The 24,635-nt window shown below is 69.1% G+C and carries 25 protein-coding genes; 13 read left to right on the top strand and 12 right to left on the bottom strand.

The features are described 5' to 3' along the window. Positions 1–89 precede the first annotated feature (89 nt). Positions 90–1,397, bottom strand: a complete 1,308-nt coding sequence (locus tag ABZW96_RS14535) for a M23 family metallopeptidase (protein WP_355074654.1) — start codon at positions 1,395–1,397, stop codon at positions 90–92. A gap of 537 nt (positions 1,398–1,934) precedes the next feature. Between ABZW96_RS14535 and sucC the strand changes: the two genes are divergently transcribed. The 6 genes from sucC (at position 1,935) to purH (ending at position 9,395) form a co-directional block, all read left to right on the top strand. Next, positions 1,935–3,101 (top strand): ADP-forming succinate--CoA ligase subunit beta, encoded by a 1,167-nt coding sequence (gene sucC, locus ABZW96_RS14530; protein WP_355074652.1) that lies wholly within the window; start codon positions 1,935–1,937, stop codon positions 3,099–3,101. 26 nt (positions 3,102–3,127) lie between these two features. Further along, complete coding sequence (gene sucD / locus ABZW96_RS14525; protein WP_355074650.1) at positions 3,128–4,042, top strand: succinate--CoA ligase subunit alpha; 915 nt, start codon at positions 3,128–3,130, stop codon at positions 4,040–4,042. A gap of 411 nt (positions 4,043–4,453) precedes the next feature. Then, a complete protein-coding gene (locus tag ABZW96_RS14520) occupies positions 4,454–5,536 on the top strand; it encodes a DUF5336 domain-containing protein (RefSeq protein ID WP_355074648.1) in 1,083 nt (360 codons plus the stop codon). Positions 5,537–5,628: 92 nt separating this feature from the next. Continuing rightward, positions 5,629–7,113, top strand: coding sequence for a DUF6350 family protein (locus ABZW96_RS14515; protein ID WP_355074646.1), 1,485 nt, complete (start codon positions 5,629–5,631; stop codon positions 7,111–7,113). Positions 7,114–7,200: 87 nt separating this feature from the next. Further along, a complete protein-coding gene (gene purN / locus ABZW96_RS14510) occupies positions 7,201–7,827 on the top strand; it encodes a phosphoribosylglycinamide formyltransferase (protein WP_355074644.1) in 627 nt (208 codons plus the stop codon). Further along, complete coding sequence (gene purH, locus ABZW96_RS14505; protein ID WP_355074642.1) at positions 7,824–9,395, top strand: bifunctional phosphoribosylaminoimidazolecarboxamide formyltransferase/IMP cyclohydrolase; 1,572 nt, start codon at positions 7,824–7,826, stop codon at positions 9,393–9,395. Before purN ends, purH begins: the two co-directional genes overlap by 4 nt. Positions 9,396–9,614: 219 nt before the next feature. Here purH and ABZW96_RS14500 read toward each other — a convergent pair whose 3' ends face one another. Continuing rightward, positions 9,615–10,076 (bottom strand): hypothetical protein, encoded by a 462-nt coding sequence (locus ABZW96_RS14500; protein ID WP_355074640.1) that lies wholly within the window; start codon positions 10,074–10,076, stop codon positions 9,615–9,617. A 212-nt stretch (positions 10,077–10,288) separates the two neighbouring features. Here ABZW96_RS14500 and ABZW96_RS14495 point away from each other — a divergent pair, with 212 nt between their 5' ends. Further along, positions 10,289–10,873: a LysM peptidoglycan-binding domain-containing protein gene (locus ABZW96_RS14495; protein ID WP_355074638.1), complete on the top strand. Its 585-nt coding sequence runs from the start codon at positions 10,289–10,291 to the stop codon at positions 10,871–10,873. A gap of 88 nt (positions 10,874–10,961) precedes the next feature. Here ABZW96_RS14495 and rpsR read toward each other — a convergent pair whose 3' ends face one another. The 4 genes from rpsR to rpmB are packed head-to-tail and all read right to left on the bottom strand — an operon-like array spanning position 10,962 to position 11,975. Continuing rightward, positions 10,962–11,216 (bottom strand): 30S ribosomal protein S18, encoded by a 255-nt coding sequence (gene rpsR / locus ABZW96_RS14490; RefSeq protein WP_011211513.1) that lies wholly within the window; start codon positions 11,214–11,216, stop codon positions 10,962–10,964. Positions 11,217–11,250: 34 nt separating this feature from the next. Beyond that, complete coding sequence (gene rpsN / locus ABZW96_RS14485; RefSeq protein WP_355074636.1) at positions 11,251–11,556, bottom strand: 30S ribosomal protein S14; 306 nt, start codon at positions 11,554–11,556, stop codon at positions 11,251–11,253. Position 11,557: 1 nt separating this feature from the next. Beyond that, positions 11,558–11,728, bottom strand: coding sequence for a 50S ribosomal protein L33 (rpmG, locus tag ABZW96_RS14480; RefSeq protein WP_327110225.1), 171 nt, complete (start codon positions 11,726–11,728; stop codon positions 11,558–11,560). A gap of 10 nt (positions 11,729–11,738) precedes the next feature. Beyond that, on the bottom strand, positions 11,739–11,975 hold the full coding sequence (gene rpmB / locus ABZW96_RS14475; RefSeq protein ID WP_355074634.1) for a 50S ribosomal protein L28: 237 nt from the start codon (positions 11,973–11,975) through the stop codon (positions 11,739–11,741). A gap of 102 nt (positions 11,976–12,077) precedes the next feature. Here rpmB and ABZW96_RS14470 point away from each other — a divergent pair, with 102 nt between their 5' ends. Genes ABZW96_RS14470 through rpmF form a run of 3 tightly spaced genes read left to right on the top strand, consistent with a single transcriptional unit; the run spans position 12,078 to position 13,856 of the window. Next, positions 12,078–13,424 carry a GTP-binding protein gene (locus tag ABZW96_RS14470; protein WP_355074632.1) on the top strand — a complete coding sequence of 449 codons (1,347 nt, stop codon included), beginning with the start codon at positions 12,078–12,080 and terminating at the stop codon, positions 13,422–13,424. Further along, positions 13,421–13,681 carry a type B 50S ribosomal protein L31 gene (locus ABZW96_RS14465; RefSeq protein WP_355074630.1) on the top strand — a complete coding sequence of 87 codons (261 nt, stop codon included), beginning with the start codon at positions 13,421–13,423 and terminating at the stop codon, positions 13,679–13,681. Before ABZW96_RS14470 ends, ABZW96_RS14465 begins: the two co-directional genes overlap by 4 nt. A 1-nt stretch (position 13,682) precedes the next feature. Next, complete coding sequence (rpmF, locus tag ABZW96_RS14460; RefSeq protein ID WP_355074628.1) at positions 13,683–13,856, top strand: 50S ribosomal protein L32; 174 nt, start codon at positions 13,683–13,685, stop codon at positions 13,854–13,856. 423 nt (positions 13,857–14,279) lie between these two features. Here the strand turns inward: rpmF and ABZW96_RS14455 are convergent, their stop codons facing one another. From ABZW96_RS14455 to ABZW96_RS14430, 6 genes are all read right to left on the bottom strand, one after another. Next, positions 14,280–15,377 (bottom strand): glycoside hydrolase domain-containing protein, encoded by a 1,098-nt coding sequence (locus ABZW96_RS14455; RefSeq protein ID WP_355074626.1) that lies wholly within the window; start codon positions 15,375–15,377, stop codon positions 14,280–14,282. A gap of 119 nt (positions 15,378–15,496) precedes the next feature. Beyond that, positions 15,497–16,306 (bottom strand): MHYT domain-containing protein, encoded by an 810-nt coding sequence (locus ABZW96_RS14450; RefSeq protein WP_355074624.1) that lies wholly within the window; start codon positions 16,304–16,306, stop codon positions 15,497–15,499. Next, positions 16,299–16,856, bottom strand: a complete 558-nt coding sequence (locus ABZW96_RS14445; RefSeq protein ID WP_039801302.1) for an ATP/GTP-binding protein — start codon at positions 16,854–16,856, stop codon at positions 16,299–16,301. The genes ABZW96_RS14450 and ABZW96_RS14445 overlap by 8 nt, the downstream gene beginning before the upstream one ends. Positions 16,857–16,956: 100 nt before the next feature. Next, positions 16,957–17,328: a DUF742 domain-containing protein gene (locus tag ABZW96_RS14440; protein WP_040782732.1), complete on the bottom strand. Its 372-nt coding sequence runs from the start codon at positions 17,326–17,328 to the stop codon at positions 16,957–16,959. 7 nt (positions 17,329–17,335) lie between these two features. Further along, positions 17,336–17,746 (bottom strand): roadblock/LC7 domain-containing protein, encoded by a 411-nt coding sequence (locus ABZW96_RS14435; protein WP_355074622.1) that lies wholly within the window; start codon positions 17,744–17,746, stop codon positions 17,336–17,338. Next, on the bottom strand, positions 17,743–20,502 hold the full coding sequence (locus ABZW96_RS14430; RefSeq protein ID WP_355074620.1) for an ATP-binding protein: 2,760 nt from the start codon (positions 20,500–20,502) through the stop codon (positions 17,743–17,745). The genes ABZW96_RS14435 and ABZW96_RS14430 overlap by 4 nt, the downstream gene beginning before the upstream one ends. Positions 20,503–20,858: 356 nt before the next feature. On the opposite strand from ABZW96_RS14430, the gene ABZW96_RS14425 reads away from it, so the two are divergent. The 3 genes from ABZW96_RS14425 (at position 20,859) to ABZW96_RS14415 (ending at position 24,628) form a co-directional block, all read left to right on the top strand. Continuing rightward, entirely contained in the window at positions 20,859–21,545 is a 687-nt protein-coding gene (locus ABZW96_RS14425; RefSeq protein ID WP_355074618.1) for a response regulator transcription factor, read from the top strand. A gap of 79 nt (positions 21,546–21,624) precedes the next feature. Beyond that, positions 21,625–23,010 (top strand): HAMP domain-containing sensor histidine kinase, encoded by a 1,386-nt coding sequence (locus tag ABZW96_RS14420; RefSeq protein WP_355075036.1) that lies wholly within the window; start codon positions 21,625–21,627, stop codon positions 23,008–23,010. A gap of 247 nt (positions 23,011–23,257) precedes the next feature. Next, the gene (locus tag ABZW96_RS14415) at positions 23,258–24,628 is read left to right on the top strand and encodes a trypsin-like peptidase domain-containing protein (RefSeq protein WP_355074616.1); all 1,371 of its coding nucleotides are present in this window, start codon (positions 23,258–23,260) and stop codon (positions 24,626–24,628) included. Positions 24,629–24,635: the final 7 nt, after the last annotated feature.

Raw genomic sequence — 24,635 nt, 5'->3', positions numbered from 1 at the left:
ACATCCATCTCTGGCTTGTGCGATCCATGGTCCGCCGGGTTGCGGCCAGCCGACTGGGAAGGCGCGTCAGGCACGCCTCGAGGCGTCGCTCAGTCGCGCTGCGGGCCGAGGCTGATGCCACGGGTGGCCAGCCAGGGCAGCGGGTCGACCTTGTCGGTGCCGTTCAACCAGACCTCGAAGTGGCAGTGCGGGCCGGTGGAGAACCCGCGGTTGCCGATCGTGGCGATCTGGTCACCGGCGAGCACACGCTGGCCCGCCGACACCGTGGCGGTGTCGATGTGGCCGTAGATGGTGACGGTGCCGTCGTCGTGCAGCAGGCGGACCCACATGCCGAAGCCCGACGCGGGACCGGCCTCGATCACGGTGGCGTCGGCGACGGCGTAGATCGGGGTGCCGATCGGGCCCGCGATGTCGATGCCGAGGTGTTGCACGCCCCAGCGGGCGCCGAAGCCGGAGGTGAAAGTGCCCGCGGCGAACCTGGTGAACAGCGGCCGAAGCTTCGAGGCCTCCTGGGCGGCGAGGTCCTCGGCGTACTTCTGGCCCTTTTGCAGGATGTCGTTGAACTGATCGAGGTTGGCCGGCGCGGAGACGCTCAGCACCTGCGGTGAGTCCGGCGCCGCCGTCGGGTCGGCAACGTTCATCGACTGCGCGGCGATCTCGTGGATCTGTCCGGCGGCTTCGTAGTCGACCGCCTGCGAGGGCTGGTCGGGCGAGGCGAACGCGGCCTGTCCGGCCGCTACGACAGCGCCAGCGGCGACGGCCGCCACCGCGGCGCGTCCCTTGAGCGCGGCGGGCGGCGCGGCCACCCGGTGCGCGCCACCGCGCTTGTTCGTGGCACGGCGCCCCGGGATGACGGTCGGAAGAGCACGTGCGCCCGGCTCCTCGTCGGACTCGGGTTCGGGCTCGGCGGTCTCGGTCGCCCAGGACTCCTCGGGAGCCCAGCAGCCGGTGTCGGACACCCAGGCTCGCTCGTCGGGCGCCCAGGTCTCCTCTTCGGCCCACGCCTCGCCGGAGTTCCACGCCTGGCCGGAGTTCCACGCCTGGCCGGAGTTCCACGCCTCGCCGGAGTTCCATGCCGCACCATCGGACCAGGCCTCTTGCTGGGCCCAATCTTGTTGCGGCCAGGCGTTGTTCGTGGCCCAGGAGTTGTCGGAGGCCGCGTTCGCGTGGACCGGCTGGTCGTAGCCCCCGTCGTGGACGGGCGACTCGGTCTCGAAGCCGTATCCGGCGCCGGCGGCCTGCAAGTCGTACTCGCCCTGCGGAGCCTCGTACCCGGCGTAGTGCGGGTCGAACGATGGCTCGGCGTAGCTCGCCGGGGCGAAGGACTCGTCGTCGGGGCGGTAACGATGTCCCGTCCGCGAGCGATCAGTGGGAGCGAAGGTGGAACTGTGGTTCATCGGCGGTGCCACATCGTGAAGCTGGTGGAACTCGAAAGCCGCTTGACCAGCGGCGTCGATCGGTCGAATGCGGAGCGGCTCTCCGTCTGCGGAGCGCTGTGCTGCGTCAAAGCTTGCCGTCCTCCTAGTCGTGACCGTGTTGTGACATCGACCGCATTGACGGTAACGAAACGATTGAGCCGCGACAAGCGGTGCGCCGCTTCCGTAACAAACATGTGAGATTCATCACGCTCAGCCCGCGGAATATCTCACTGCGGTATGGGCACCCCTGAGAGGTCGTTCAACGACAAGTTGTAGTAGATTCCGGCGCGCTCCCGGGTTCCGTCCTCTACCTGGCGCGGTGTCAGCAACCTACTCGCCAGTAGTGTTGGCCAGCGGTTTTGCCGCTCCGAACGACGCCGGGTGACCTGCGCCACTTAGGATGAACGTGGCCGATTGGCCCTCCATGTGACTGGTTAGAGTCCGACCCGACCCGCTTCCGACGTCGGGCCGCCAACAAAGACGTTGTCATCACAACGCAGACGAGACGGTGAGTACATGGATCTCTTCGAATATCAGGCGAAGGAGCTCTTCGTTAAGCACGGAGTGCCTTCGTCCGAGGGCCGCGTCACGGACACGGCCGAGGACGCCCGCGCCATCGCGGAGGAAATCGGCAAGCCGGTGATGATCAAGGCCCAGGTGAAGGCCGGTGGCCGTGGCAAGGCCGGTGGCGTCAAGTACGCCGCGACCCCGGACGACGCGCTCACGCACGCGCAGAACATCATCGGCCTGGACATCAAGGGCCACATCACCAAGAAGATCCTGGTGGCCGAGGCCAAGGACATCGCGGAGGAGTACTACATCTCCTTCCTGCTGGACCGGGCCAACCGGACCTACCTGGCCATGTGCTCGGTCGAGGGCGGCATGGAGATCGAAGAGGTCGCCGCGACCAAGCCGGAGCGGCTGGCGAAGGTTCCGGTCGACGCGGTCAAGGGCGTCGACCTGGCGTTCGCGCGCTCGATCGCCGAGCAGGGCCACCTGCCCGCCGACGTGCTGGACGCCGCGGCCGTGACCATCCAGAAGCTGTGGGAGGTGTTCGTCGCGGAGGACGCCACCCTGGTCGAGGTCAACCCGCTGGTGCGCACCCCGCAGGACGAGATCCTCGCGCTGGACGGCAAGGTCACCCTCGACGAGAACGCCGGATTCCGCCACCCGGAGCACGAGGCGTTCGCGGACAAGGACGCGACCGACCCGCTCGAGCTCAAGGCCAAGGAGAACGACCTCAACTACGTCAAGCTCGACGGCGAGGTCGGCATCATCGGCAACGGCGCAGGCCTGGTCATGTCCACCCTGGACGTCGTCGCCTACGCGGGCGAGGGCCACGGCGGCGTGAAGCCGGCCAACTTCCTGGACATCGGCGGCGGCGCCTCGGCCGAGGTGATGGCAGCGGGTCTGGACGTCATCCTGAACGACAGCCAGGTCAAGAGCGTGTTCGTCAACGTGTTCGGCGGCATCACCGCGTGTGACGCGGTCGCCAACGGCATCGTGAAGGCGCTGGAGATCCTGGGCGACGAGGCCAACAAGCCGCTGGTTGTCCGCCTGGACGGCAACCGCGTCGAAGAGGGCCGCAAGATTTTGGCCGACGCCGACCACCCGCTGGTGACGCTGGCGCAGACAATGGACGAAGGCGCCGACAAGGCCGCCGAACTGGCAGCCGCCCGATAACGACGGCCGAGTAAGGACGAAAAGAAATGTCTATCTTCCTGAACAAGGACTCCAAGGTCATCGTCCAGGGCATCACCGGCGGCGAGGGCACCAAGCACACCGCGCTGATGCTGAAGGCGGGCACCCAGATCGTCGGCGGTGTGAACGCGCGCAAGGCGGGCACCACCGTCGCGCACACCGACAAGGACGGCAACGCGGTCGAGCTGCCGGTGTTCGGCACCGTCGCCGAGGCCATCAAGGAGACCGGCGCCGACGTGTCCATCGCGTTCGTGCCGCCGAAGTTCGCCAAGGACGCCATCATCGAGGCCATCGACGCGGAGATCCCGCTGCTGGTGGTCATCACCGAGGGCATCCCGGTGCAGGACACCGCCTACGCGTGGGCCTACAACGTGGAGAAGGGCGGCAAGACCCGGATCATCGGCCCGAACTGCCCCGGCATCATCACCCCCGGCGAGTCGCTGGTCGGCATCACCCCGGCCAACATCACCGGCAAGGGCCCGATCGGCCTGGTGTCCAAGTCGGGCACGCTGACCTACCAGATGATGTACGAGCTGCGCGACTTCGGCTTCTCGACCTCCATCGGCATCGGCGGCGACCCGGTCATCGGCACCACCCACATCGACGCCATCGAGGCGTTCGAGAAGGACCCGGAGACCAAGCTGATCGTGATGATCGGCGAGATCGGCGGCGACGCCGAGGAGCGGGCCGCGGCCTACATCAAGGCCAACGTCACCAAGCCGGTCGTCGGCTACGTGGCAGGCTTCACCGCCCCCGAGGGCAAGACGATGGGCCACGCGGGCGCCATCGTGTCCGGCTCGTCGGGCACCGCCCAGGCGAAGAAGGACGCGCTGGAGGCCGCGGGCGTGAAGGTCGGCAAGACGCCGTCCGAGACCGCCGCGCTGGCTCGCGAGATCCTGGAGAAGGCCAGCATCAGCGCCTGATCTCCGCGCCGTGCACGAAGGCCCGCCTCCGAATTCGGGGGGCGGCCTTCGTCATGTGTGGCGGGGGCTCAGGCTTGGGCAGAAGCCGAGCGTCCGGTCCAGCCACTCGCGGTTCTCCTCGCTATCCATCACGAGGCAGCCGGGCGGATGGTTCATCTCGTTGTCACCGGGAATTCCCCGCTATTGAGAATCCGTGTGGTGTGAAAAGCGCCATCGCGGGCAACAGTTTCAAGGAGCGGTAGGTGGTCTCGCTAGGAGCTTCGCGCCGGACACCGCCGCGACCTGCCGTGATGCGGGCGAATCCGCTCGCCGCGGCCGTCGCGGCGGGATGACCTCGGCGAGGGAGTGCAGTAGCGTCAGAAGTAATCCAGCCGTGAAGACCATGTACGACTCGATTTAGGAGACGACGACATGTCCTACCCGACCGGGGGCTCTGGGTACAACACACCCTCGCCCTCAGCGCCATCCAGCCAGAGTTCGGCCGCGGGTGGTGCCACTTCAGGTTCGAGCGCTACCGGTTCCGATGCCAAAGGTCTGCCGTTCTTCCTGGTGGTCGGCGTAGCGGCGCTCGGCGTGATCAACTTCCTGCTCGGCTTCCTGCCGTTCCTGGGCAGGAAACCCATCGATATCGGCGGCCGCACGGTCAGCACGACGGAGACGGCCAACCTCTTCGAGGTCGCGTCCGGCTCGCCGCTGCTCGGCCTGCTGCTGCTCGGCGGTCTGCTCGCCGGACTGTCGCTGCTGCCCAAGCAGAACTGGACCGGTGCGGCCGCGGCGGCTTCGACCGCCGGCTTCGTCGCGTTGCTGTTCCAGTCGTTCAACTTCGGTTCGGGCAGCGAGCTGAAGGTCGGTGCGTTCGTCCTGCTCGTGCTGTCCTTCGTGCAGGCAGCGGTGGCGATCGCCGCGACGCTGTTCGAGGTGGGCATCCTCAAGGCGCCCGCGCCGCGCCCCGCTGCCGCGCCGAGCGGGTTCGGTCAGGGCGGCTACGGCCAGCAGCCGTCGTACGGACCGGGTCAGCAGTCCTACGGGCAGCCGGGTCAGCAGCCCGGCTACGGCGCGAGCCCCTACGGGCAAGCCGGGTACGGCGCGCAGTCCGCGCCGCCGCAGTTCCCGTCCCAGCAGGGGCAGCCGTCGCCTTACGGGCAGAGCCAGCCGAGCTACGGACAGAGCCAGCAGGGCCAGGCGTACGGACAGCCGCAGTCGCCTTACGGGCAGAGCCAGCCCACCACGGCCTACGGCGCGCCCCAGCAGCCGGGTTCGCCGTACGGCGCGCAGCCGCGCCCCGACGAGAGCGTGACTCAGCACTTCGGCGGCCAGCAGCAGTCCGGTCAGCAGTCGCCCTACGGTTCCCCGAGCTACGGCCAGCAGCAGGCTCAGACCAGCCAGCCGAGCCAGCCGAGCCAGCAGAGCGGTCCGTTCGGCGGCGAGCAGAGCGGCGACCCATCCTCGGACGCCACCCAGGCATTCCGTCCTTCGGACGACAAGAACAAGTAGAGAACTCAGCGGCGTCCTCCCCGGTGCGGCGATCGCGTGCCTGCGGCGCGCCTGACCCGTTCGCGCCGGGGAGGATGCCACGCTGAAATGCCATGAGCTCCTCCAGAAACTCCTCGGCCCGCCGGATCGGCGGGCCGCGCTCGTCGCAGCCGCACCCCGACGCGGACGAAGCCGGGTTTCTGTCCCTCACCCCTGAGCGGTCCAGGGTGCTCATCGCCGTAGCGGGCCGCCCGTCCGCCTTCGGGCTGACCACCCTCGTCGTCCTCGTGCTCGCCACGCTCCTGGCGGCGGGCAGCGATCTGGACGGCGCCTCCGGCGCGATCGCCGCCTCCTGGTTGGGCGTGCACCAGGTTCCGCTGGTGATCGGCAAGACCTCGCTCGGCTTGCTTCCGCTGTTGCCCACCGCCCTGCTGGTCTGGCTGGCCGCGCGGGAATGCGCGCGCGCCGTGGAGCCGCAATGCACTCGAGCGGATCTCGGGTGGATCGTCGGCGCCGCGGTGGGTGGTCCGCTGCTGGTCACCATCGTCTGCCTCGCGGTCACCGAAGACGCTTCCGGTGTCATCGCGCTGCAACCGCCGAACACCCTCGCCGCCTTCGTGTGGGTCGCCGCGTTGTATCTGTTCGCCGCCGCCATCGGCATCGCCGTCCGTCTCCGGCGCGAGCTGTTCGTGCTGCTGCGGCTGCCCGATTGGGCGGTCTCCGGCCTCTACGGCGCGGGCCGGTCCGTCCTGCGCCTGCTGGGTTGCGCGAGCGCTGTGGTGGTGGTTTCGTTCCTCGCCCACATTTCGCGGTTCGGTGACATGTATCAGTCGGCGGGCAATGTCGGCGGCGTCCTCGGCCTGACGCTGCTCTCGCTGGCGTATCTGCCGAACCTGGTGATCCACACCGTCGGTGTGCTGGTCGGTTCCAGCGCGCAGATCGGCGTCGCCTCGTTCGGGGTGTTCTCCGTCGTCGGCGGACCGATACCGGCGTTTCCGTTGCTCGCGGCGGTGCCGACCGGTCCGGCGGCGGGTTGGTGGCCGGTGGTGCTGCTGATCCCCGCGGCGGTCGGCGTGCTCGGCGGGCTGGACATCGCGCGCACTTCCACCGACCGGATCAGCGCGCCGTGGGCCACGCTCGTCTCCGCCGCGCTCGCCGCGCTCGCGCTGACCGTGGCGGGCGCGGTCGCGGGCGGCGAACTCGGCGAGGTGGGCCGGGTCGGCCTGCACCTGCCGATCTTCGCCTCGGTCATGTTCGCCTGGCTGGCGATCCCCGGCTACGCGGGCCTGGTGTTCGCCCGCTGGTTCCTCGTGCCGGTCGGCGTCCCACCGGCGGACTACACCGATCCGTACGACGATTACCCCGACGACGACTACGACGACTACTACGAGACCGACGACGACTACTACGAGGACGACGACTACTACGACGACTACGACCGGCCCGAGCTGGAGGCCCCGCTGGACGCCGAACTCGTCGACGAGCCGCCCGCGATCGAGACCGTCGGTCGGTCTCACGACCACGCCGCGGGCGACATCGTCGACGCCGAAGTGGTCGAGGCGGACCTGCCGGATAGTGACCGGGTGGACGGTCGTTAGGCTCTAACCCGGCGGTGCCGCATCCGTCCGCTATCCGATCGATCAGGGAGTAGAGCGCTGACGTCCCCGTATGCCTCGTGGAAGCCCGTGACGACGCCGGCCACCGTCGTCGTCCTGGCGTCGGGCACCGGTTCGCTGCTGCATGCCCTGCTGGACGCCGCGGCCGCGCCCGGCTATCCGGCGAAGGTCGTCGCGGTCGGCGTCGACCGGCTGTGCGCGGCCACCACCCATGCGGACGCCGCGGGCGTACCGCATTTCCGGGTGGCGCTGAAGGACTTTCCGGACCGCGCCGCGTGGGATGCCGAGCTCACCGAGGCGGTCGCCGAGCACCAGCCGGATCTGGTGGTGTCGGCGGGCTTCATGAAGTTGCTCGGTCCCACTTTCCTGGACCGGTTCGGCGGACGGATCATCAACACCCACCCCGCCCTGCTGCCCGCGTTCCCCGGCGCGCACGGCGTGCGGGACGCGCTCGCCTACGGTGCGCGGGTCACCGGCTGCACCGTGCACCTGGTCGACGAGGGCGTGGACACCGGGCCGATCCTCGCGCAGGAGGCGGTGCCGGTGCTGCCGGGTGACGACGAGGCCACCCTGCACGAGCGCATCAAGATCGTCGAGCGACGGTTGCTGGCGGAGGTCGTCGCCGCCGTCGCGACGCGAGGCATTGTCTCCGATGGACGAAAGGCAGTTATCCCAGATGAGCGAGTTCTCCGGTGAGTGAACGCAAGCCGATCAGCAGGGCGCTGGTGAGCGTCTACGACAAGACGGGTCTCGTGGAGCTCGCGACCGGTCTGCACGCGGCGGGCATCGAGCTGGTCTCGACCGGGTCCACCGCGGGCAGGATCGCGGACGCGGGCATCCCGGTGACCAAGGTCGAGGACCTGACCGGGTTCCCGGAGACCCTCGACGGCCGGGTCAAAACCCTGCACCCGCGGGTGCACGCGGGCATCCTGGCGGACTCGCGCAAGCAGGAGCACGTCGATCAGCTGGTCGAGCTCGGTGTCGAGGCGTTCCAGCTGGTGGTGGTGAACCTCTACCCGTTCACGCAGACCGTGGCCAGTGGTGCGACGCCGGACGAGTGCGTGGAGCAGATCGATATCGGTGGCCCGTCCATGGTGCGCGCCGCGGCGAAGAACCACCCGTCGGTGGCGGTGGTCGTGGACAGCGGCGACTACGACGACGTGCTGGCCGCGGTGAAGTCCGGCGGCTTCACCTTGGCCGAACGCACAGCTCTGGCGGCCAAGGCTTTCCAGCACACCGCGAGTTATGACGTGGCGGTCGCGAGCTGGATGACCAACGTGCTGAGCGCGGGCGACACGGCCGAGGACACGGCGGTCCGGTTCCCCGAGTGGCTCGGCGGCACCTGGGAGCGGTCGGCAGTGCTGCGTTACGGCGAGAACCCGCATCAGTCCGCGGCCCTGTACACCAACGGCGACGGCAGCCCTGGGCTGGCGCAGGCGCGGCAGTTGCACGGCAAGGAGATGTCGTACAACAACTACGTCGACGCCGACGCGGCCTGGCGCGCCGCCTACGACCACGAGGCTCCGGCCGTGGCGATCATCAAGCACGCCAACCCGTGCGGCATCGCGCTCGGCGCCGACATCGCGGAGGCGCACCGCAAGGCGCACGCCTGCGATCCGGTGAGCGCGTACGGCGGGGTGATCGCGGCGAACCGCGAGGTCACCGTGGAACTGGCCGAGCAGGTCGCCGAGATCTTCACCGAGGTGATCGTCGCGCCGTCCTACGCCGACGGCGCGGTGGAGGTGTTGCAGCGCAAGAAGAACGTGCGCATCCTCGTGGCCGAGCCGCCGACGCGCGCGGGCGCCGAACTGCGTCCGATCAGCGGCGGCGCCCTGCTGCAACAGCGTGACGTGCTGGACGCGCCGGGCGACGACCCGGCTCATTGGACCTTGGCCGCTGGCGAGGCCGCCGACGCGGAAACGCTCGCCGATCTGGCGTTCGCCTGGCGCGCTTGCCGGGCCGTGAAGTCCAACGCCATTCTGCTCGCGCACGACGGCGCTTCGGTCGGTGTCGGCATGGGCCAGGTCAACCGCGTGGACGCGGTGGGTCTCGCGGTCCAGCGGGCCGGGGACCGGGCCAAGGGGTCGGTGGCGGCCTCCGACGCCTACTTCCCGTTCCCGGACGGTCCGCAGACCTTGATCGCGGCCGGTGTCCGCGCCATCGTGCAGCCCGGCGGTTCGGTGCGCGACCGGGAGACCATCGACGTCGCCCGCGAGGCGGGCGTCACCCTCTATCTCACCGGGGCCCGCCACTTCGCCCACTGAGTTCGATGGTTCCGCGACGCCGCGTCGGATCGAGGATCCGGCGCGGCGTTCTTCGTTCGATTCCCGCCCGTATCGCGCGGTCGGGCAAGGGTTTCGGTGGTCCCCTCCGAGAACTGTGCTCGGGCGCATCAGGAGTCGTGCGAGGCGGCCCGTCGCAAGCCGGCAGCTATTCGGTTACGAGTGAACAGTGCGGGACCAGCCTGTCGTGCGCACCGAGCGCTAGACCGCGCTGAGCACCGTGCGGTTTCCGAGTGGCTCTTTCAGCGGTACCTCCAGGGTGCCGAAGATCGCGATCATCGCGCACATCCGGCCCACCGCCTCGGCGCGGCTGCCGGAGCGCAGTTCGACCGTGACCGTCGACGCGGTCTCGGTGACCGTGGCGTCCACGCCGTAGCACTCCGGCGAACCGGTTTCGAAGTTCACGGCTAACTTGTTGTCTCCCAATCGTGTCCACGATTGGAATGGGATCGGATGCGCGCCGACGATGGACGGGTCGGCGGTGAATTCGTTGCCCTGGTTCCCGCGCGGGTCCTCGGTGGGCGTGCGCGCCGCCGCGCTCGAAGAGGCGCTCGTGCTCGGCGTTTTCCCTTCGTCGTCCGAGCCGCCGCAGCCCGCGGCGGCAAGACAGGCGAGCACTACGGCGACAGCTGTGGCGGCGCGTCCGGCCTGGATCCGATCCATACCGACACCCTAGTCCCGGCGTCGGTTCACCTACCGCACAGCGGGTGCGTCGTGCACTGGGACGAACCCCACAGTGAACGTTCCGCGAACCCTGCGCGTAATAGCTCCCAAAGTCGTTCGGGGGCAGTAAGTTCTGCGGGGATGCGCGCCGGAGCCGTTGCGGCGCTCATCATGTCGGATGCTCTACCAGCTTTTTCCGGAAAGGAAGTATCGTGGTCGACACGCTGCGCGTAGGCGAAGAACTCGGGCGAGGGCAGTCCCTCCAGGGCGGGGCTTACACCCTCACCCTCCAGGACGACGGCAATCTAGTGCTGTCCGAGCCGGGCGGGAATGTCGTGTGGGCCACCCAGACGCACGACCAAGGCGTGGAGCGGGCCGTGCTGCAGCACGACGGCAACTTCGTCCTCTACAAGAGCGACGGCGCGGTCTGGGCGACGGAGACCAACGACCAGGCCGCCGATCGGCTGGTCGTGCAAGCGGATCGCAATGTCGTGCTGTACGGCACCGACGGCAGCGCGCTGTGGGCTTCCGGCACCGACACCGACACTCCGCTGCCCGCCCCGGAGCCGGAAGCGGAACCGGTGCAAGAGCAGGTCGCGACTCCCGCCGCCGAGGAGGTGCCGCCTCCGCCGCCCGCGCCGGAGCCGCGCACCTACACCGTCGAGCCGGGCGACACCCTGTGGGCCATCGCCGAGCGTTTCTACGGCGACGGCAACCGCTACCAGGAGATCGCGGACGCCAGTGGCATCCCGAACCCGGACGCGATCAACCCCGGCCAGGTCCTGACCATCCCGTGACCCGGCCGGTTCGGTAGCGACGACGACAAAGACCCCCGGTGCTCGCGCATCGGGGGTCTTTCCGGTTCGCTCGTGTCGCGGAGTGCGCCTAGCGGCTGGTGAACGGCAGCAGCGCCATCTCACGGGCGTTCTTCACCGCGACGGCGACCTGGCGCTGCTGCTGCGGGGTGAGCCCGGTGACCCGGCGGCTGCGGATCTTGCCGCGATCGGAGATGAACGTACGCAGCAGGTTCACGTCTTTGTAGTCGACCGTCTCGATGCCGGCGGCGATGAGCGGGTTCTTCTTCGGACGGCGGGCCTGCTCTGCGCGAACCTTCTTCGACGGTGCTCGCTTGACTGCCATATGACGAGTTCCTTCTCACGAGATCAGTGGTTGTCTACCAGCTCGATTTGTGCACACCGGGCAACTCGCCCCGGTGGGCCATCTCGCGCACACGCACACGGGAGAGTCCGAACTTCCGGAGGTGACCGCGCGGTCGTCCGTCGGCGGCGTCCCGATTGCGCAATCGTACCGGACTGGCGTCGCGCGGCTGCCGCCGCAGTTCGGCCTGGGCAGCCGTGCGTTCGGCCTCCGGTGTACCCGGCTTCCGGATGAGCTCCTTGAGTTCGGCGCGGCGGCCCGCGTATCGCGCCACGATCGTCCTGCGCTGCTGATCGCGCGCGATCTTCGACTTCTTGGCCATCTCAGCGCTCCTCACGGAAGTCGACGTGCCTGCGCACCACCGGATCGTATTTGCGCAGCACGAGGCGGTCGGGGTCGTTGCGGCGATTCTTGCGGGTCACGTAGGTGTACCCGGTGCCTGCCGTGGACTTCAGCTTGACGATCGGGCGGATGTCGGTCGATTTCGACGCCATGGGTCGCTCCTCAGATCTTGTCGCCACGGGCCCGGAGCCGCGCCACCACGGCCTCGATCCCGTCCCGATCGATGGTCTTGATGCCCTTGGCGGAGACGGTCAGCGTGATGCGCCGGTCTTCGCTGGGCAGGTAGTAGGTCTTGCGCTGGATGTTCGGGTTCCAGCGGCGGCCGGTCCGCTTGTGCGAGTGCGACACGGACTTGCCGAATCCGGGCTTGCGCCCGGTGACCTGGCAGTGGGCCGACATCCGGACTCCCTCCAGTAGATGATAATCATTTTCGACAACGACTGCTCGACAATGTACCGTTGCCGTACAGCAAATGAAAATCGTTACTGAAAGGGGTTCCCGGTGGCTGCGGATTCCACCCTGGTCCCACCCGGCCGCGACCGCAGAACGCCCGTGCTGGTGCTCGCCGGTTTCGCCGGACTCGCCGCGGCGGGCGTGGATCGCGCGGCCGCGGTGCTGGGTGCGGCCGCGGGCACCGTCGTGGTCCGCCACGATCTGACCCAGCTGCGGGAGGGCGTCGTGCGTCGCACGGTGCGCACCGCGACGCAGGAGACCTCGGCCGTGCTCGAGCTCGCGCACGGCTGTGTCTCCTGCACCCTGCGGATGGATCTGCTTCCGCTGCTGTGCACCCTTTACCAGCGGCAGTCGGTGGATCGCATCGTGCTCGCGCTCGACCCCGCGTTCGAGGCCGAGGCGGTGTGCCGAGCCATCGAGCACGTAGTGGTCACCGGCGTGCACGGTCGCATCGACGGCCCGGCCGGGCGCGACGTCCGGGTGGACGCGGTCCTGACCTGCCTGGACGCCGGGGTCTGGCTCGCCGACGCGACCGGCGACGAGACGCTCGCCGAACGCGGTCTCGCGGCGGCCGAGGACGACCGGACGGTGGCGCAGGTCGCGGTCGGGCAGGTGGATTTCGCCGATGCCGTCCTCGTCCTCGGCGCCGCCGCGGACGGAGCGCTGCTCGTCGACGCGGCGGTCGAGCGAGGCAAGCTCGCCGCGGTCCTGGCCAGGCTGGTTCCCGGCGCGCCGATCGCCTGGGTGGACGAGCCGGGTTCCGTCCCGCCCGCGCTGGTCGAAACGCTGCTCGCGCGCGTCCCCGCCGATTCGCGCCGTGGGCGGGTCTTCGACGCGCACGCACCGCTTCTGCGTGGCCGACCGCCCTTGACCAGTGACTACGGCGTCGAACTCGTGGAGTTCGCCGCGGCGCGGCCGTTCCATCCCGCCCGCCTGCACGAGGCGCTCGACGTATTGTTCGACGGCGTCGTGACCGCGCGCGGCCGCCTGTGGCTGGCCACCCAGCCCGACGAGGTGGTGTGGCTCGAATCCGCTGGCGGTGGCCTGCGGGTGGGCGGTGCGGGGCGCTGGCTGGCCGCGATGCCGGAAGCGGAACGGGCCGAGGCGGACCCGGAGCGTCTCGCCATGGCCGCCCTGCGCTGGGACGAGCGATTCGGCGACCGGGACGTCTCGCTGTCGATCCTGGTCCACGACGCCGATCCGGCACAGATCCGGGAGGCGCTGCACTGGGCGCTGGTGGACGACGACGAACTGCGCCTGGTCGAGCGCGCGCCGGAGCGGGTCGCCCGGTGGGAGGACCCGTTCGGCGAGTGGCACGCCGATCCGTGCGCGAGTGACGGGGAGGCGCAGCAGCCCGTGCGGGACCTGAAAACCCCTAAAGGAGAGGCGAAATGAAGAAGGGTATCCATCCGGACTACCACCCGGTGGTCTTCGAGGACGTGAGCACCGGCAAGCGGTTTCTCACCCGGTCCACGGCAACCGGTACGCGCACCGTGGAGTGGGCCGACGGCAACACCTATCCGTTGCTGACGGTGGACGTCACCGCCGATTCGCACCCGTTCTGGACCGGTGCGCACCGCGTGCTGGACGCCCAGGGGCGGGTGGAGAAGTTCGAACGCAAATACGGCAAGCGCGCGCGGAAGGAGGCCTGAGATGGCCGTGCCGAAGCGGAAGATGTCGCGGTCGAACACCCGTAGCCGCCGGTCGAACTGGAAGGCCGCACCGGTGGATCTGGTGGCGGTAACCGTCGGAGGCGTCGTGCGTCGGGTGCCGCGCAGGTTGGTCGCGGCCGTGCGGCGCGGCTTGATCGACGTCGAGAAACTCTGAGCGGTAGGCCCGCACGGAGATCGTAGGAGCTTCCCCGCCCGAGGCCGCGAGCGACGGCCGATTGCTCGACCGATGCCGACTTCGCCTCGAACGGGCCGGATGCTGGTCTACTGTCCGGAAACGGGCACGTCGGTGCCCTTCGGAAAAAAATTTCCGGTCGGTTATCGTCAGTGTAGCTATCTTCTAGCTATCAATGTGGCCCGCATCACGTCGCACTATTGCGCCGGAAGTGATTGCGGCTGGATAGCCATACGTGGAATCCCGGACTATCGGTCGGTTTTCGGCCGAGGAAAAGTTCGCCGAAAATGATGCGCGCGCAGCCCGATACCGGTACCCTCGTCGTCGAGGGCGGGTTCTCTCGGTTTCCGAGAGAACCCGCTCATCGCCAATTTCGGGGCCGTTCAGCCGGTTTCGCTCGCCCCGTCACTCCCGCTCACCGAGCCGCGCGCGTTCGTCGATCGCGCCGGTATGGGTTCGGTCTTTCGAGGTCAACGCCGTAGGCCCGGCGTCGCCGCCCGGTGCGCGCCGCTCGCCGTCGTGTCCGGGCAGGCCGGGAAAGTCCGGCAGCAGAGCCTCGAGGCGGGCCAGCTGTTCACCGACAAGCGCCGCGGGACCCTCGATCAGCGACAGCGGCCACGGCCAGTGTCGTCCGTTCCAGCGCTCCACCTGCTCGGTCAGCTCGGCCGTCGTCGCCTCCAGTTCGCTGATCTCGGTGCGCAATTCGCCTACTTGCGTTCGCAACTCGACGGATTCGCGCTCCAGCGCGGCTATTCGGGTCAGCGCCGCGGCCAGTCCGTCCACCAGCGTCCGATTCCGGCCGTCCGCGTCGGCGCCCAGCTGCGGCCAGCCGGACAAGTCGGGTCCGCGCAGCTGAATCTGGATGTCGCGCAGCACTGCCTCTTGTTCCGGCGTCACGTCCGGCTCCTCCTGTTCCACGAAATCCCACTGGCCGAAATCGATCGTCTCGGCCTCGTTCACGTCACAGCGCACGCCGCCGACCGTCACCTGGCGGCGCGTCTGATGAATGGCACGCCTGGTCTCCACGTTCGTGCCGGACCAGGCGTCGGTCTGCCACGCCCAGGTCGCGTACCCGGCGTCCAGTGCGCGGCTGACCACCCAATACCCGCCGTAGATACCGACGTTCGCGCGGCCGAGCACGGTCGCGGCACCGTCCAGATAGGCGTTGACGCGCAACTGGTCCTGTTGCGTCGCGTCGAAATCCGCGGAGAAATAGATCGGCCGGTCCACCCGGCCGCCGCAGCGCAGCACCTGGGCGAGGGCCGCACGCGCGTCGACGATGCCCGCGCCGTAGCCGTCCAGCATCCGCGCGGCCGTGGTCTCCCAGTTCGAGACGAGCGAGATACCATGCGCCCGCAGATCGTTCGCTTCGGACGGAGTGAGCAGCTTGCCGGGCAGACTCGGGCCGCCGTCGGACAGATACCGCACCACGAAGTCGTACCCTGCCGCCCGAATCGCCGCGCCCCCTGGACGACCCGCGGCGTAATCGAGACCGAAACGCATGGCTTCCACTGTAAGTGGGCCGGGCGGGTGAATCCGTGGCATCGCCGAATCCAGCCCGCCCACGGGGATCGGTCAGCGGAAAACGGTCGATCCGCCCCGAATCGCGCCGCGAAACCGGATCAGCGGGCTGGCTCCAGCTTCGGCCTGCGCGGCTTCGGTGGTGCGGCCAACTCGCGGCGATCCGGTGCGATCAGCACCGCGGAGATCGGCACGGTCAGCGCGAGCAAGCCGATGACGAACATCGGGAACACGAAGTCGAACAGCTCCACGCCGTCGGGCACCTTCGCCGACCGATTGACGTCGAAATGCAACGCGGCCACCGCCGTGTAGTAGGTGGCGGCCACGCCGACGCCGAACAACAGCACCGTCGCGGCGCGGGCCATCGGGAAGCGCAAGGTCTGGAACAGCCACAACGTCGCCGTCGCGGTGATCACCCCGATCACGGCGGAGACGACGGCCAGCCAGGTCGTCACGCCCACCGAACCCTGGATCTCCAGTGAGCCGATGCCGAGGTAGTGCGTGACGCCGATGCCGAGGCCAAGTACCAAGCCGCCGGGCAGCAGCAGCGCGAGCCGGGGCGTGCGCCCGATGATCAGCAGTGCCGCGAAGACGGCCACGATGGACACCACGAGCGCCGCGACCAGCCTGCCCGGGTCGTAACGCATCGCGCTGCCGGGCACTTTCAGGCCCAGCATGGCCACCGAGGTGGCCAGCCACGCACCGACGCCGCCCAGCGATATCGCCGCCGAAACCAGCCACACCAGCCGGAACTGGACCGAGCGCGCGCCGTGCACGATGCAGGCGAGGCCGACCACCGCTCCGAGGACGGAAATGCCCACCGACAGCCCGACCAGCCAATAGCCGAGCGCGAACTGGTCGACGGACGTGGTGGCGGCACTACCCGCGGCCAGCACCGCGACCTCACGCATGGCGGGCCGTTCCTTCCAGTTCGCTGGCCTTCAGCTGGGCGATCGCGTACTCGGTGACCGCGGCGAGCGCCTGGCGCACCTCGATCGCGTTGCGCGCGTCGATGTCCACGATCGGGACGCCCTCGCGCACCGAGAGCGCCTCGCGCAGTTCCGCGATGGGGAAACGCGGTGCGTCGGGGAAGCGGTTGACCGCGATCAGGAACGGCAGCTTGCGCGCCTCGAAGAAGTCGACCGCGGCGAAGCTGTCCTCCAGCCGCCTGGTGTCGATCAGCACCACGGCGCCGATCGCGCCGCGGATCAGGTCGTCCCACATGAACCAGAACCGCCGCTGGCCCGGCGTGCCGAACAGGTAGAGCACCAGGTTGCCGGGCAGGATGATCCGGCCGAAGTCCATGGCTACCGTGGTGGTCTCCTTCTCCGGCGTCTCGGCGAGATCATCGATGCCGTCGGAGTAGCGGGTCACCATCGCCTCGGTGCGCAGCGGAACGATTTCCGAGACCGCGCCGACGAACGTGGTCTTACCCGCGCCGAAGCCACCCGCGACGACGATCTTCGTCGAGGCGACCCGGTTCTCGAAGCCATCCGGGCCGGGGGCGTTGCCCGATCCGAGATTTCCACTTGGCCCGGGGTGTCCACTGGGCCCCGGATTCCTATAGGGCGCGGAGTCCACGCAATGTCCTTTCCATCAGGGAACGGCGCTCGTCATAGCTCGCCTCTTCGGTCAGGGTCGAATGCACGCGCATGGTGCCGTCGACGACCAGGTCGCCGATCACCACACGGACCATGCCGAGCGGCCGGTCCAGATGTGCCGCGATCTCCGCGACCGACAACCGATGCGTGCCGAGTCGCAGTATCTCGGTACGGATGTCGCCGGTCGGCCAGTCGAGATGTGCAGTGTACGACAAGGTTTCGATGACCGCCTCCAACGGCAGGTCGATCGCGGGTTCGGTGCGCCCCGAGGTCAGGGCGTAAGGCCGGACGCGCGTGGTGGGTCGTGGTCCGGGACCGTATGGGTTGGACATCTCACGCTCAGACAGCGGTGCGCGCGGTGGCCGTGACCACCGAGCCCACCCGATCGACCAGCAGTGCCATCTCGTAGCCGATCCGGCCGATGTCGTGCGTCTTGTTCGCCAGCACGGCCAGATGCGAGCCGTTTCCGACGCTCATCACCAGCAGGTAGCCGCGCTGCATCTCCACGATGGACTGCATCACCTTGCCGCCGTCGAACAGCGACGCCGCGCCCATGGAAAGGCTGGCGAGTCCGGCGGTGACGGCGGAGAGCTGTTCGGCACGGTCGCTGGGCAGGTGCGGACTGGTGGCCTGCAACAAGCCGTCCGCCGATACGAGCACCGCATGGGACACGCCGGGCACATCGCGGGTGAAGCGGGCGACCAGCCAGTTCAGATTCTCGTCCGTGGTGCTGTTTTTCGCGTTGGTCATGCAAGCCCTCCGTCGTTGTACTGCGCATTGGCCCGCCCGCTGCGGACCCCACTGAGATGCCTGGTCAAATTGTTGCGGATTTCTTCCGGATCGCGCGGGCCCGCGTCGTCCGCGGGCGCCAGGCCGCCGGGCACCAACTGGGCGCCCGGCCTGCGAATCGGCAGCCCGCCGACAGTGCGCGCGGTGGTGGTCGGATGGCTGGCATCCTCGGCGGCCAGCCAGCCCGCGTCACCAGGCGAGGACCACGAGCTTTCCGGCGATTGCGAGGTCGAGGGCTCGACCAGCCATTCCGAGACCATGCGTTGATAGATAGGGGTCGGGGAGGCGCCTGCGACCGGCTGCAACCGGGAGGAAGTCACCGTCGCGGGTTCCGGCGCCGCCTCCTGCGGTGGCTCGACGGGCGCGGCCGGCTTCCGGATGGGCAGACCGGAGCGGGCGGTGGTCTGCGGCGCGGGCGGCTGGCTCGGCACGGTGGGTGTGGGACCGGTCGTCGGCTCGTCGTCCTTGACCTCGGTCCACAGATCGGTGCGGGTGGGGTGCTGCTCGACGGCGTGCTCTCCCGCGGTGGGCGTCACCGCGGCGAACGGACCGGTGGGTGTGCGGTCGTCCGCGCGCGGCGTGAGCACCGGCCACGGCTGGGTGGCGGGCTGATCCGCCGGGTTGACCGCTCGCCCGACCGGCGTGGAGACCGTGGGCTGGTCGGGAGTGTCGGCGACGCGGATGGCCGGACGGCGCTGCGGCAGGCCGGAACTCGTCACGCCGAAACGCGCGGTGTCGCGCTGGGGCAGGCTCGGCACCGGAACCAGGTTGCGCGGCTGCGCGCCGGTGGGCGGCGTGACCAGGGAGGGCAGCTGGTGCTCGGCGGTGATATCGAGCGGCTTGCCCGCCGGATCGGTGACGTCCATCGGCGGCGCGACCAGCGCGCCGGGTAGGTGCACGCTTGCGGTGATGCCCGGCTGCTGCGCCATCGTGGACGTGCGGCGCAGGCTGACCGTGATGGTGTGCCGCTTGGCCAGGCGGCCCACGACGAACAGGCCCATGCGGCGCGCTGTCTCGACGGTGACCTCACCACCGGAGGCGAGCCGGTCGTTGGTCGTCTGCAGGTCTTCCAGGGACATACCGAGTCCGCGGTCGGTGATCTCGATCAGGTAGCCGCCGTCCACCGCGCGCGAAACCATCACGGTGACCGGCGTGGTCGGCGGCGAGTACCGCAGCGCGTTGTCGATCAACTCGGCGAGCAGGTGCTCGATGTCGACGGCCGGCTCGCCCGCGACGATGCCGTCGGGCACCGCGCCGATCTCGACGCGCTGGTAGTCCTCCACCTGGGAAACCGCGCTCCACAGCATGTCCGACAGCGGCACCGGGTGCAGCTGGCCGCGGCGCAAGGCGGTACCGGCGAGCACCAGCAGGTTGTCGCCGTTACGGCGCATGCGGGTGGCCAGGTGGTCGAGGCGGAACAGGCTCTGCAACCGGTCGGTGTCGTCCTCGTCGTGCTCGAGGTCCTCGATCAGCGCCAGCTGCTGCTCGACCAGCGATTGGCTGCGGCGCGAGAGGGTCTCGAACATGTTCCCGATCTGCAGGCGCAGACGGGCCTGGTCGGCGGCGAGGTTGAGCGCCTGCTCGTGGATCTCGTCCACGGCGCGGGCCAGCTGGCCGATCTCGTCGGTGGAGTGCACCGCGACCGGGGTGATCTCGGGCGTGGTGCCGCCCGCGCGCACCACGGCGAGTTCGTCGGGCAGCTTGATGTGCGCGACCTCGAGCGCGTCCCGCCGCAGGCGGCGGACCGGGACGACCAGGGTACGAGCGACCGAGAGCGCCAGGGCGAGACCCGCGAGCAGCATGCCGATGACGATCGTCGTCTCGCGCAGCGCACCGGCTTGCGCTTCGGTGGTGCGCGCGGCCAAGGCGCTGTCGATGGTGTCGATCAGCTGCGCGGTGGTCTTCTCATAGGTGTCCGAGCTGATCAGCAGCGAATCGACGACGGCGGGATTGGTCGCCGGATCGGCGGCGTTCTGGCTGAAGGTGCCGAGACGCGTCTGCACCGCGTCCAGCAGCGGGCGCATGTTGCCCGCGTAGTCCGGCAGGATCTGCGCGTACTGGTAGATCATCGTGATCTCGGCGCCCGCGGCGACCAGCACGCGGGGCCGCACGCTCGGGTTGCGGCCCGCGTCCGGCGAGCCGATCAGCATGCGCTGCTGGGTGAGCACGCGCCGCGCGGTCTGCACCGAAGCCAGCTGCAGGAAGTACCGCTGGATGACCAGGTCGTCCACCGACGGCGAGAGCGCGAGCGCGTTGCCGATGCGGACCATGATCTCGTCGGACTGCTCGCCGACCATGGCGGGCGAGCCGTTGCGCAGGCTGTTGCGCATCGTGGTGCCGGTGGCGATGGCCGAGGCGAGTTCGGAGGTGACCCGGCCGCTGACCTTGGTGGTCTGCAAGGCGGCTTCCAGTTCGGCCAGTGCCTGGTCGAACTTCGTCAGCGCGGCGTCGGTCTGCGGGTCTGCGGCGTTGCCCCAGGTGGCGGTCGCGGTGACGCCGAGTTGCTCGGTGGCCGAACCGAACTTGACGATCGGCCGGATGATGATGGCTTGTTCGGTCGCCGCGTCCAACTGCGACATGGTGCGCAGTTCGTTGTTGATTCGGAGCACGGCGAAGACCGTCGCCAGCAGCACCGGAAGCACCAGCACCACGCCAACCTTGCGGGTGACCGACCAGTTCGACAGGCTGAATTGCCAGGACCGCGGTGCAGCTTCCATCCGCTTCCGTCGCCTCCGCTTCACCAGTGACCTCGGGCGCGCGTGGCTGTTCGGTATTGATTCAACCCGCAAAGAACCAACTAGAGGTCTTCTTTTTACCGCACGGAACATACCGTGCAGAGTGGTCATCGGCAATCCGGGGGAGCCGCTGCGCAAATTACCGAATATGGCTATAGAGAACGAGTTTCGCGGTGGAATGCGTAAGGGACGCGTCAACTTCTCCGCGGGGCCGTGGAAGACCCTGGTCACCCCCGGTTGACGGGGGCGACGCGCCGTGGCGTGTCGTGGCTGCTCACCACGGCGTGTCGGGAGCGCCCTCTCAGTTACCTCTCAGTCGGTGCGGTCAAACTGGTGGCATGCGCATTCTGGTGGTCGATGACGATCGGGCGGTCCGGGAATCGCTGCGCCGGTCGCTCACCTTCAACGGCTACTCCGTCGATCTCGCGGTGGACGGTGTGGACGCGCTGGAGAAGGCAACTGTCCAGCGACCCGACGCGCTCGTCCTGGACGTGATGATGCCCCGGCTGGACGGGCTCGAGGTCTGCCGCCGTCTCCGGAGCACGGGCGATGATTTGCCGATACTGGTTCTCACCGCGCGGGATTCGGTATCGGAGCGGGTCGCCGGGCTCGATGCCGGGGCGGACGACTATTTGCCGAAGCCGTTCGCGCTGGAGGAACTGCTGGCCAGGTTGCGCGCGCTGTTGCGGCGCACGGCCGCGGGCCCGGGGGACGCGTCGGAGGCGATGAAGTTCGCCGACCTGTCGCTGGATCCGGTGACCCGCGAGGTGTCCCGCGGCGCCAGGCAGATCAGTCTCACTCGTACCGAGTTCTCACTGCTGGAAATGCTGATGGCGAACCCGCGCCGCGTGCTCACCCGTAGCCGCATTCTCGAGGAAGTCTGGGGCTACGATTTCCCGACCTCGGGAAACGCGCTCGAGGTCTACATCGGTTATCTGCGCCGCAAAACCGAGGCCGAGGGCGAGCCGCGGCTGATCCACACGGTGCGCGGCGTCGGCTATGTGCTGCGTGAAACGCCGCCGTAGGTCCTCGGTCATGGCACGAACACCTCCCAAGCGTCCCGCCGTCGCCGCACTCGGCCAGCGTCCGTCCGAGTCCGTGGACATGCGGCCGCCCATGCCGTTGACGCGGTCGGTCTCCCTGCGGTGGCGGGTGACGCTGCTGGCCGCCTCCGTGGTGGCGATCGCGGTGGCGGTCACCTCGATCGCGGCGTACGCGCTGGTGGCGCGCGCGTTGTACGCCGACGTGGACGCCCAGTTGCGCAGCCGGTCCACGGCGGTGATCGCCAGCAACCCGTACGGGTTCAACAACCTGAATCTGATGGTCGCCGCCGCCTTCTACGACGACACCGGCATCGCGCTGATCTATCCCGATCTACGGCGCTGGCTGCCGCCGCAGTCCACCGATCCGCCGGTGGGGCCGCAGGAGGTGGCCGTGGCCCGCGGGGAACGCAGTTCGTCGCTGCGCACCGACGGCGATCAGCGCGTGCTCGCGGTCTATACCAACTCCGGTGCGACGCTGGTCATCTCCCAGCGCCTGGACCGCACGAGGGAGGTGCTCGACCGGCTCGCCTGGCTGTTGTTCGTGGTCGGCGGCTGCGGCGTCATACTGGCCGCCGCGGCGGGCACGGCGGTCGGCCGCACGGGCCTGCGGCCCATCGCGCGGCTGACGGCGGCCACCGAGCGCATCGCCCGGACCGACGACCTGACCCCGATCCCGGTGACCGGTGACGACGAACTGGCAAGGCTCACAGAGAGTTTCAACACGATGCTGCGCGCGCTCACAGAGTCGCGCGACCGGCAGCGCAGGCTCGTCGCCGACGCCGGGCACGAGCTGCGCACGCCGCTGACGTCCCTGCGGACCAACATGGAACTGCTCATCGCGTCGAGCCGTCCCGGTGCTCCGCGTATCCCGGACGAGGACATGGCCGGACTGCGCGCCGACGTGATGGCGCAGATCGAGGAGTTGTCCACGCTCGTGGGCGACCTGGTCGATCTCGCGCGGGAGGACGCGCCGGAGACCGTCTACGAGCGCGTGGATCTGGGCGAGGTCGTGGAACGCGCGCTCGAGCGCGCCCGCCGTCGCCGCACCGGCATCGAGTTCATCGCCGACCTACGGCCGTGGTTCGTCTACGGGCACGAGGCGGGCTTGGAGCGTGCGGTGCTGAACGTGCTCGACAACGCGGCCAAGTGGAGCCCGGCGGGCGCGCAGGTGCGCATTCTGATGCGGGAGAGCGGCCCGGGGTTGCTGGAGCTGTCCATCGACGACGCCGGTCCCGGTATTCCGGCGGGGGAACGCGAGCTGGTGTTCGAGCGTTTCTATCGGGTCATGTCGTCGCGATCGATGCCGGGCTCGGGCCTCGGCCTGGCGATCGTCAAACAGGTGGTGACGAAACACGGCGGTACGATCGCCATTGATACCTCGCAACGCGGCGGCGCCGTCGTTCGCATCGTGTTGCCCGGCGAGCCGGGCGCGCCGGTATCCGATTGACGCAATAGCGAGCGGCGGAACTCCATTTCCGACACAATCTCGAGTTCTGTGCGGAATATTCGTCGTCGGTGAGGTATTTCGGACAATGCTCCGATTGGTTTGCGGCAGGATTTGAGACATCAAGTTGCTGGTGATTCTATTTAGCACCGGCTCCTTGGCAGCTCTCGGAAAACTGAAAGCGCGGTCTCAGTCCGCTCTCAGTCCCCGCGGCCAACCTGGACGAGACGTGAGCAGAAACGAGGAGTCCATGACCGAGGATTCGAAGGACCGCCGGGAGCCGGGAGCGCCGGACGCGAGCGCGTTCGGGCCGGGGGAGGCGCACGCCCCCGGTTACGGCCCGCAGACAGCGCAGCATCCCACCGCGCAGTTCCCTCCGCAGCACCATCCGGCCGCGCCGTTCCCCGGGTATCCGGCGTCCTTCGGTCCACCGGCCGACGCCACGCAACCGCACGGCCCCTACGGCGCGCCGCCCGCACCGGCCCGGCGTCCGTTCCGCGCGGGCCTCGCCGCGGGCGCGGTCGCGCTCGCGCTGGTCAGCGGCGGTATCGGTGGTGCGGTCGGTGCGCTGGTCACGCACGGCGACGACGGTCGGGCACCGGTGACCAACGCGCTGGACGCTCCGAAGCCGAACGTGAGCAACGCCGTGAACGCTCCGGCCGGTTCCACCCAGGCGGTCGCGCAGAAGGTGCTGCCCAGCGTCGTGATGATCAAGGTGGCCAGCAGTAAGGCCGAAGGGGAGGGTTCCGGGGTGATCCTGTCCTCCGACGGCCTGATCCTGACCAACAACCACGTCGCCGCGGGCGGCGGGCCCAGCGCCAAGATGGAGGTCGTGTTCTCCGACGGCAGCAGCGCGCCCGCCACGCTGGTCGGCGCCGATCCGGTTTCCGACCTGGCCGTCATCAAGGTATCCGGGAAGACCGGCCTCACTCCCATCGAGCTGGGTGGCTCGGCGAATCTGCAAGTCGGCCAGCCGGTCGTCGCGATCGGGTCGCCGCTCGGCCTTGCGGGCACGGTCACCACGGGCATCGTGTCGGCGCTGAACCGGCCCGTCATGACCACCGGCGACGGAAGCGAGGCGGGCGCCGCGGTCAGCCCGGTGATCGACGCCATCCAGACCGATGCCGCGATCAACCCGGGCAACTCGGGTGGCGCGCTGGTGGACGGCAGCGGCAAGCTGATCGGCATCAACACCGCCATCGCGACGCTCGGGCCCGCCGAGACAGCGGGCGGCCAGACCGGATCGATCGGACTCGGGTTCGCGATCCCCGTCGATCAGGCGCGCCGGGTGGCCGACGAACTGATCAAGACCGGCAAGGCCACCTACGCGCAGATCGGGATCACGGTGTCGCGGCAGCAGGACCCGGCACAGCAGGTTTCCGGCGCGAAGGTTCGCGACGTCACGGCGGACGGCCCCGCCGCGCGCGCGAGCATCCCGCCGGGGGCGGTCGTGACGAAGGTCGACGACCGCCCGATCGATTCCGGGAACGCGCTCGTCGCCGCGGTGCGCTCGCATCAACCGGGAGACAAGGTGAAAGTCACCTACACCGATGATCAAGGCAACAATGCCAAGACCGTCGAGGTGACCCTCTCCGGCGCGCCCGCGGACGGCGGCCGGTGATGCGCGC

It is taken from the genome of Nocardia sp. NPDC004168 (assembly GCF_040610355.1).
In the GTDB taxonomy this organism is placed as follows: Bacteria; Actinomycetota; Actinomycetes; order Mycobacteriales; family Mycobacteriaceae; genus Nocardia; species Nocardia sichangensis.
This window is presented reverse-complemented; position numbering and strand designations above follow the sequence as displayed.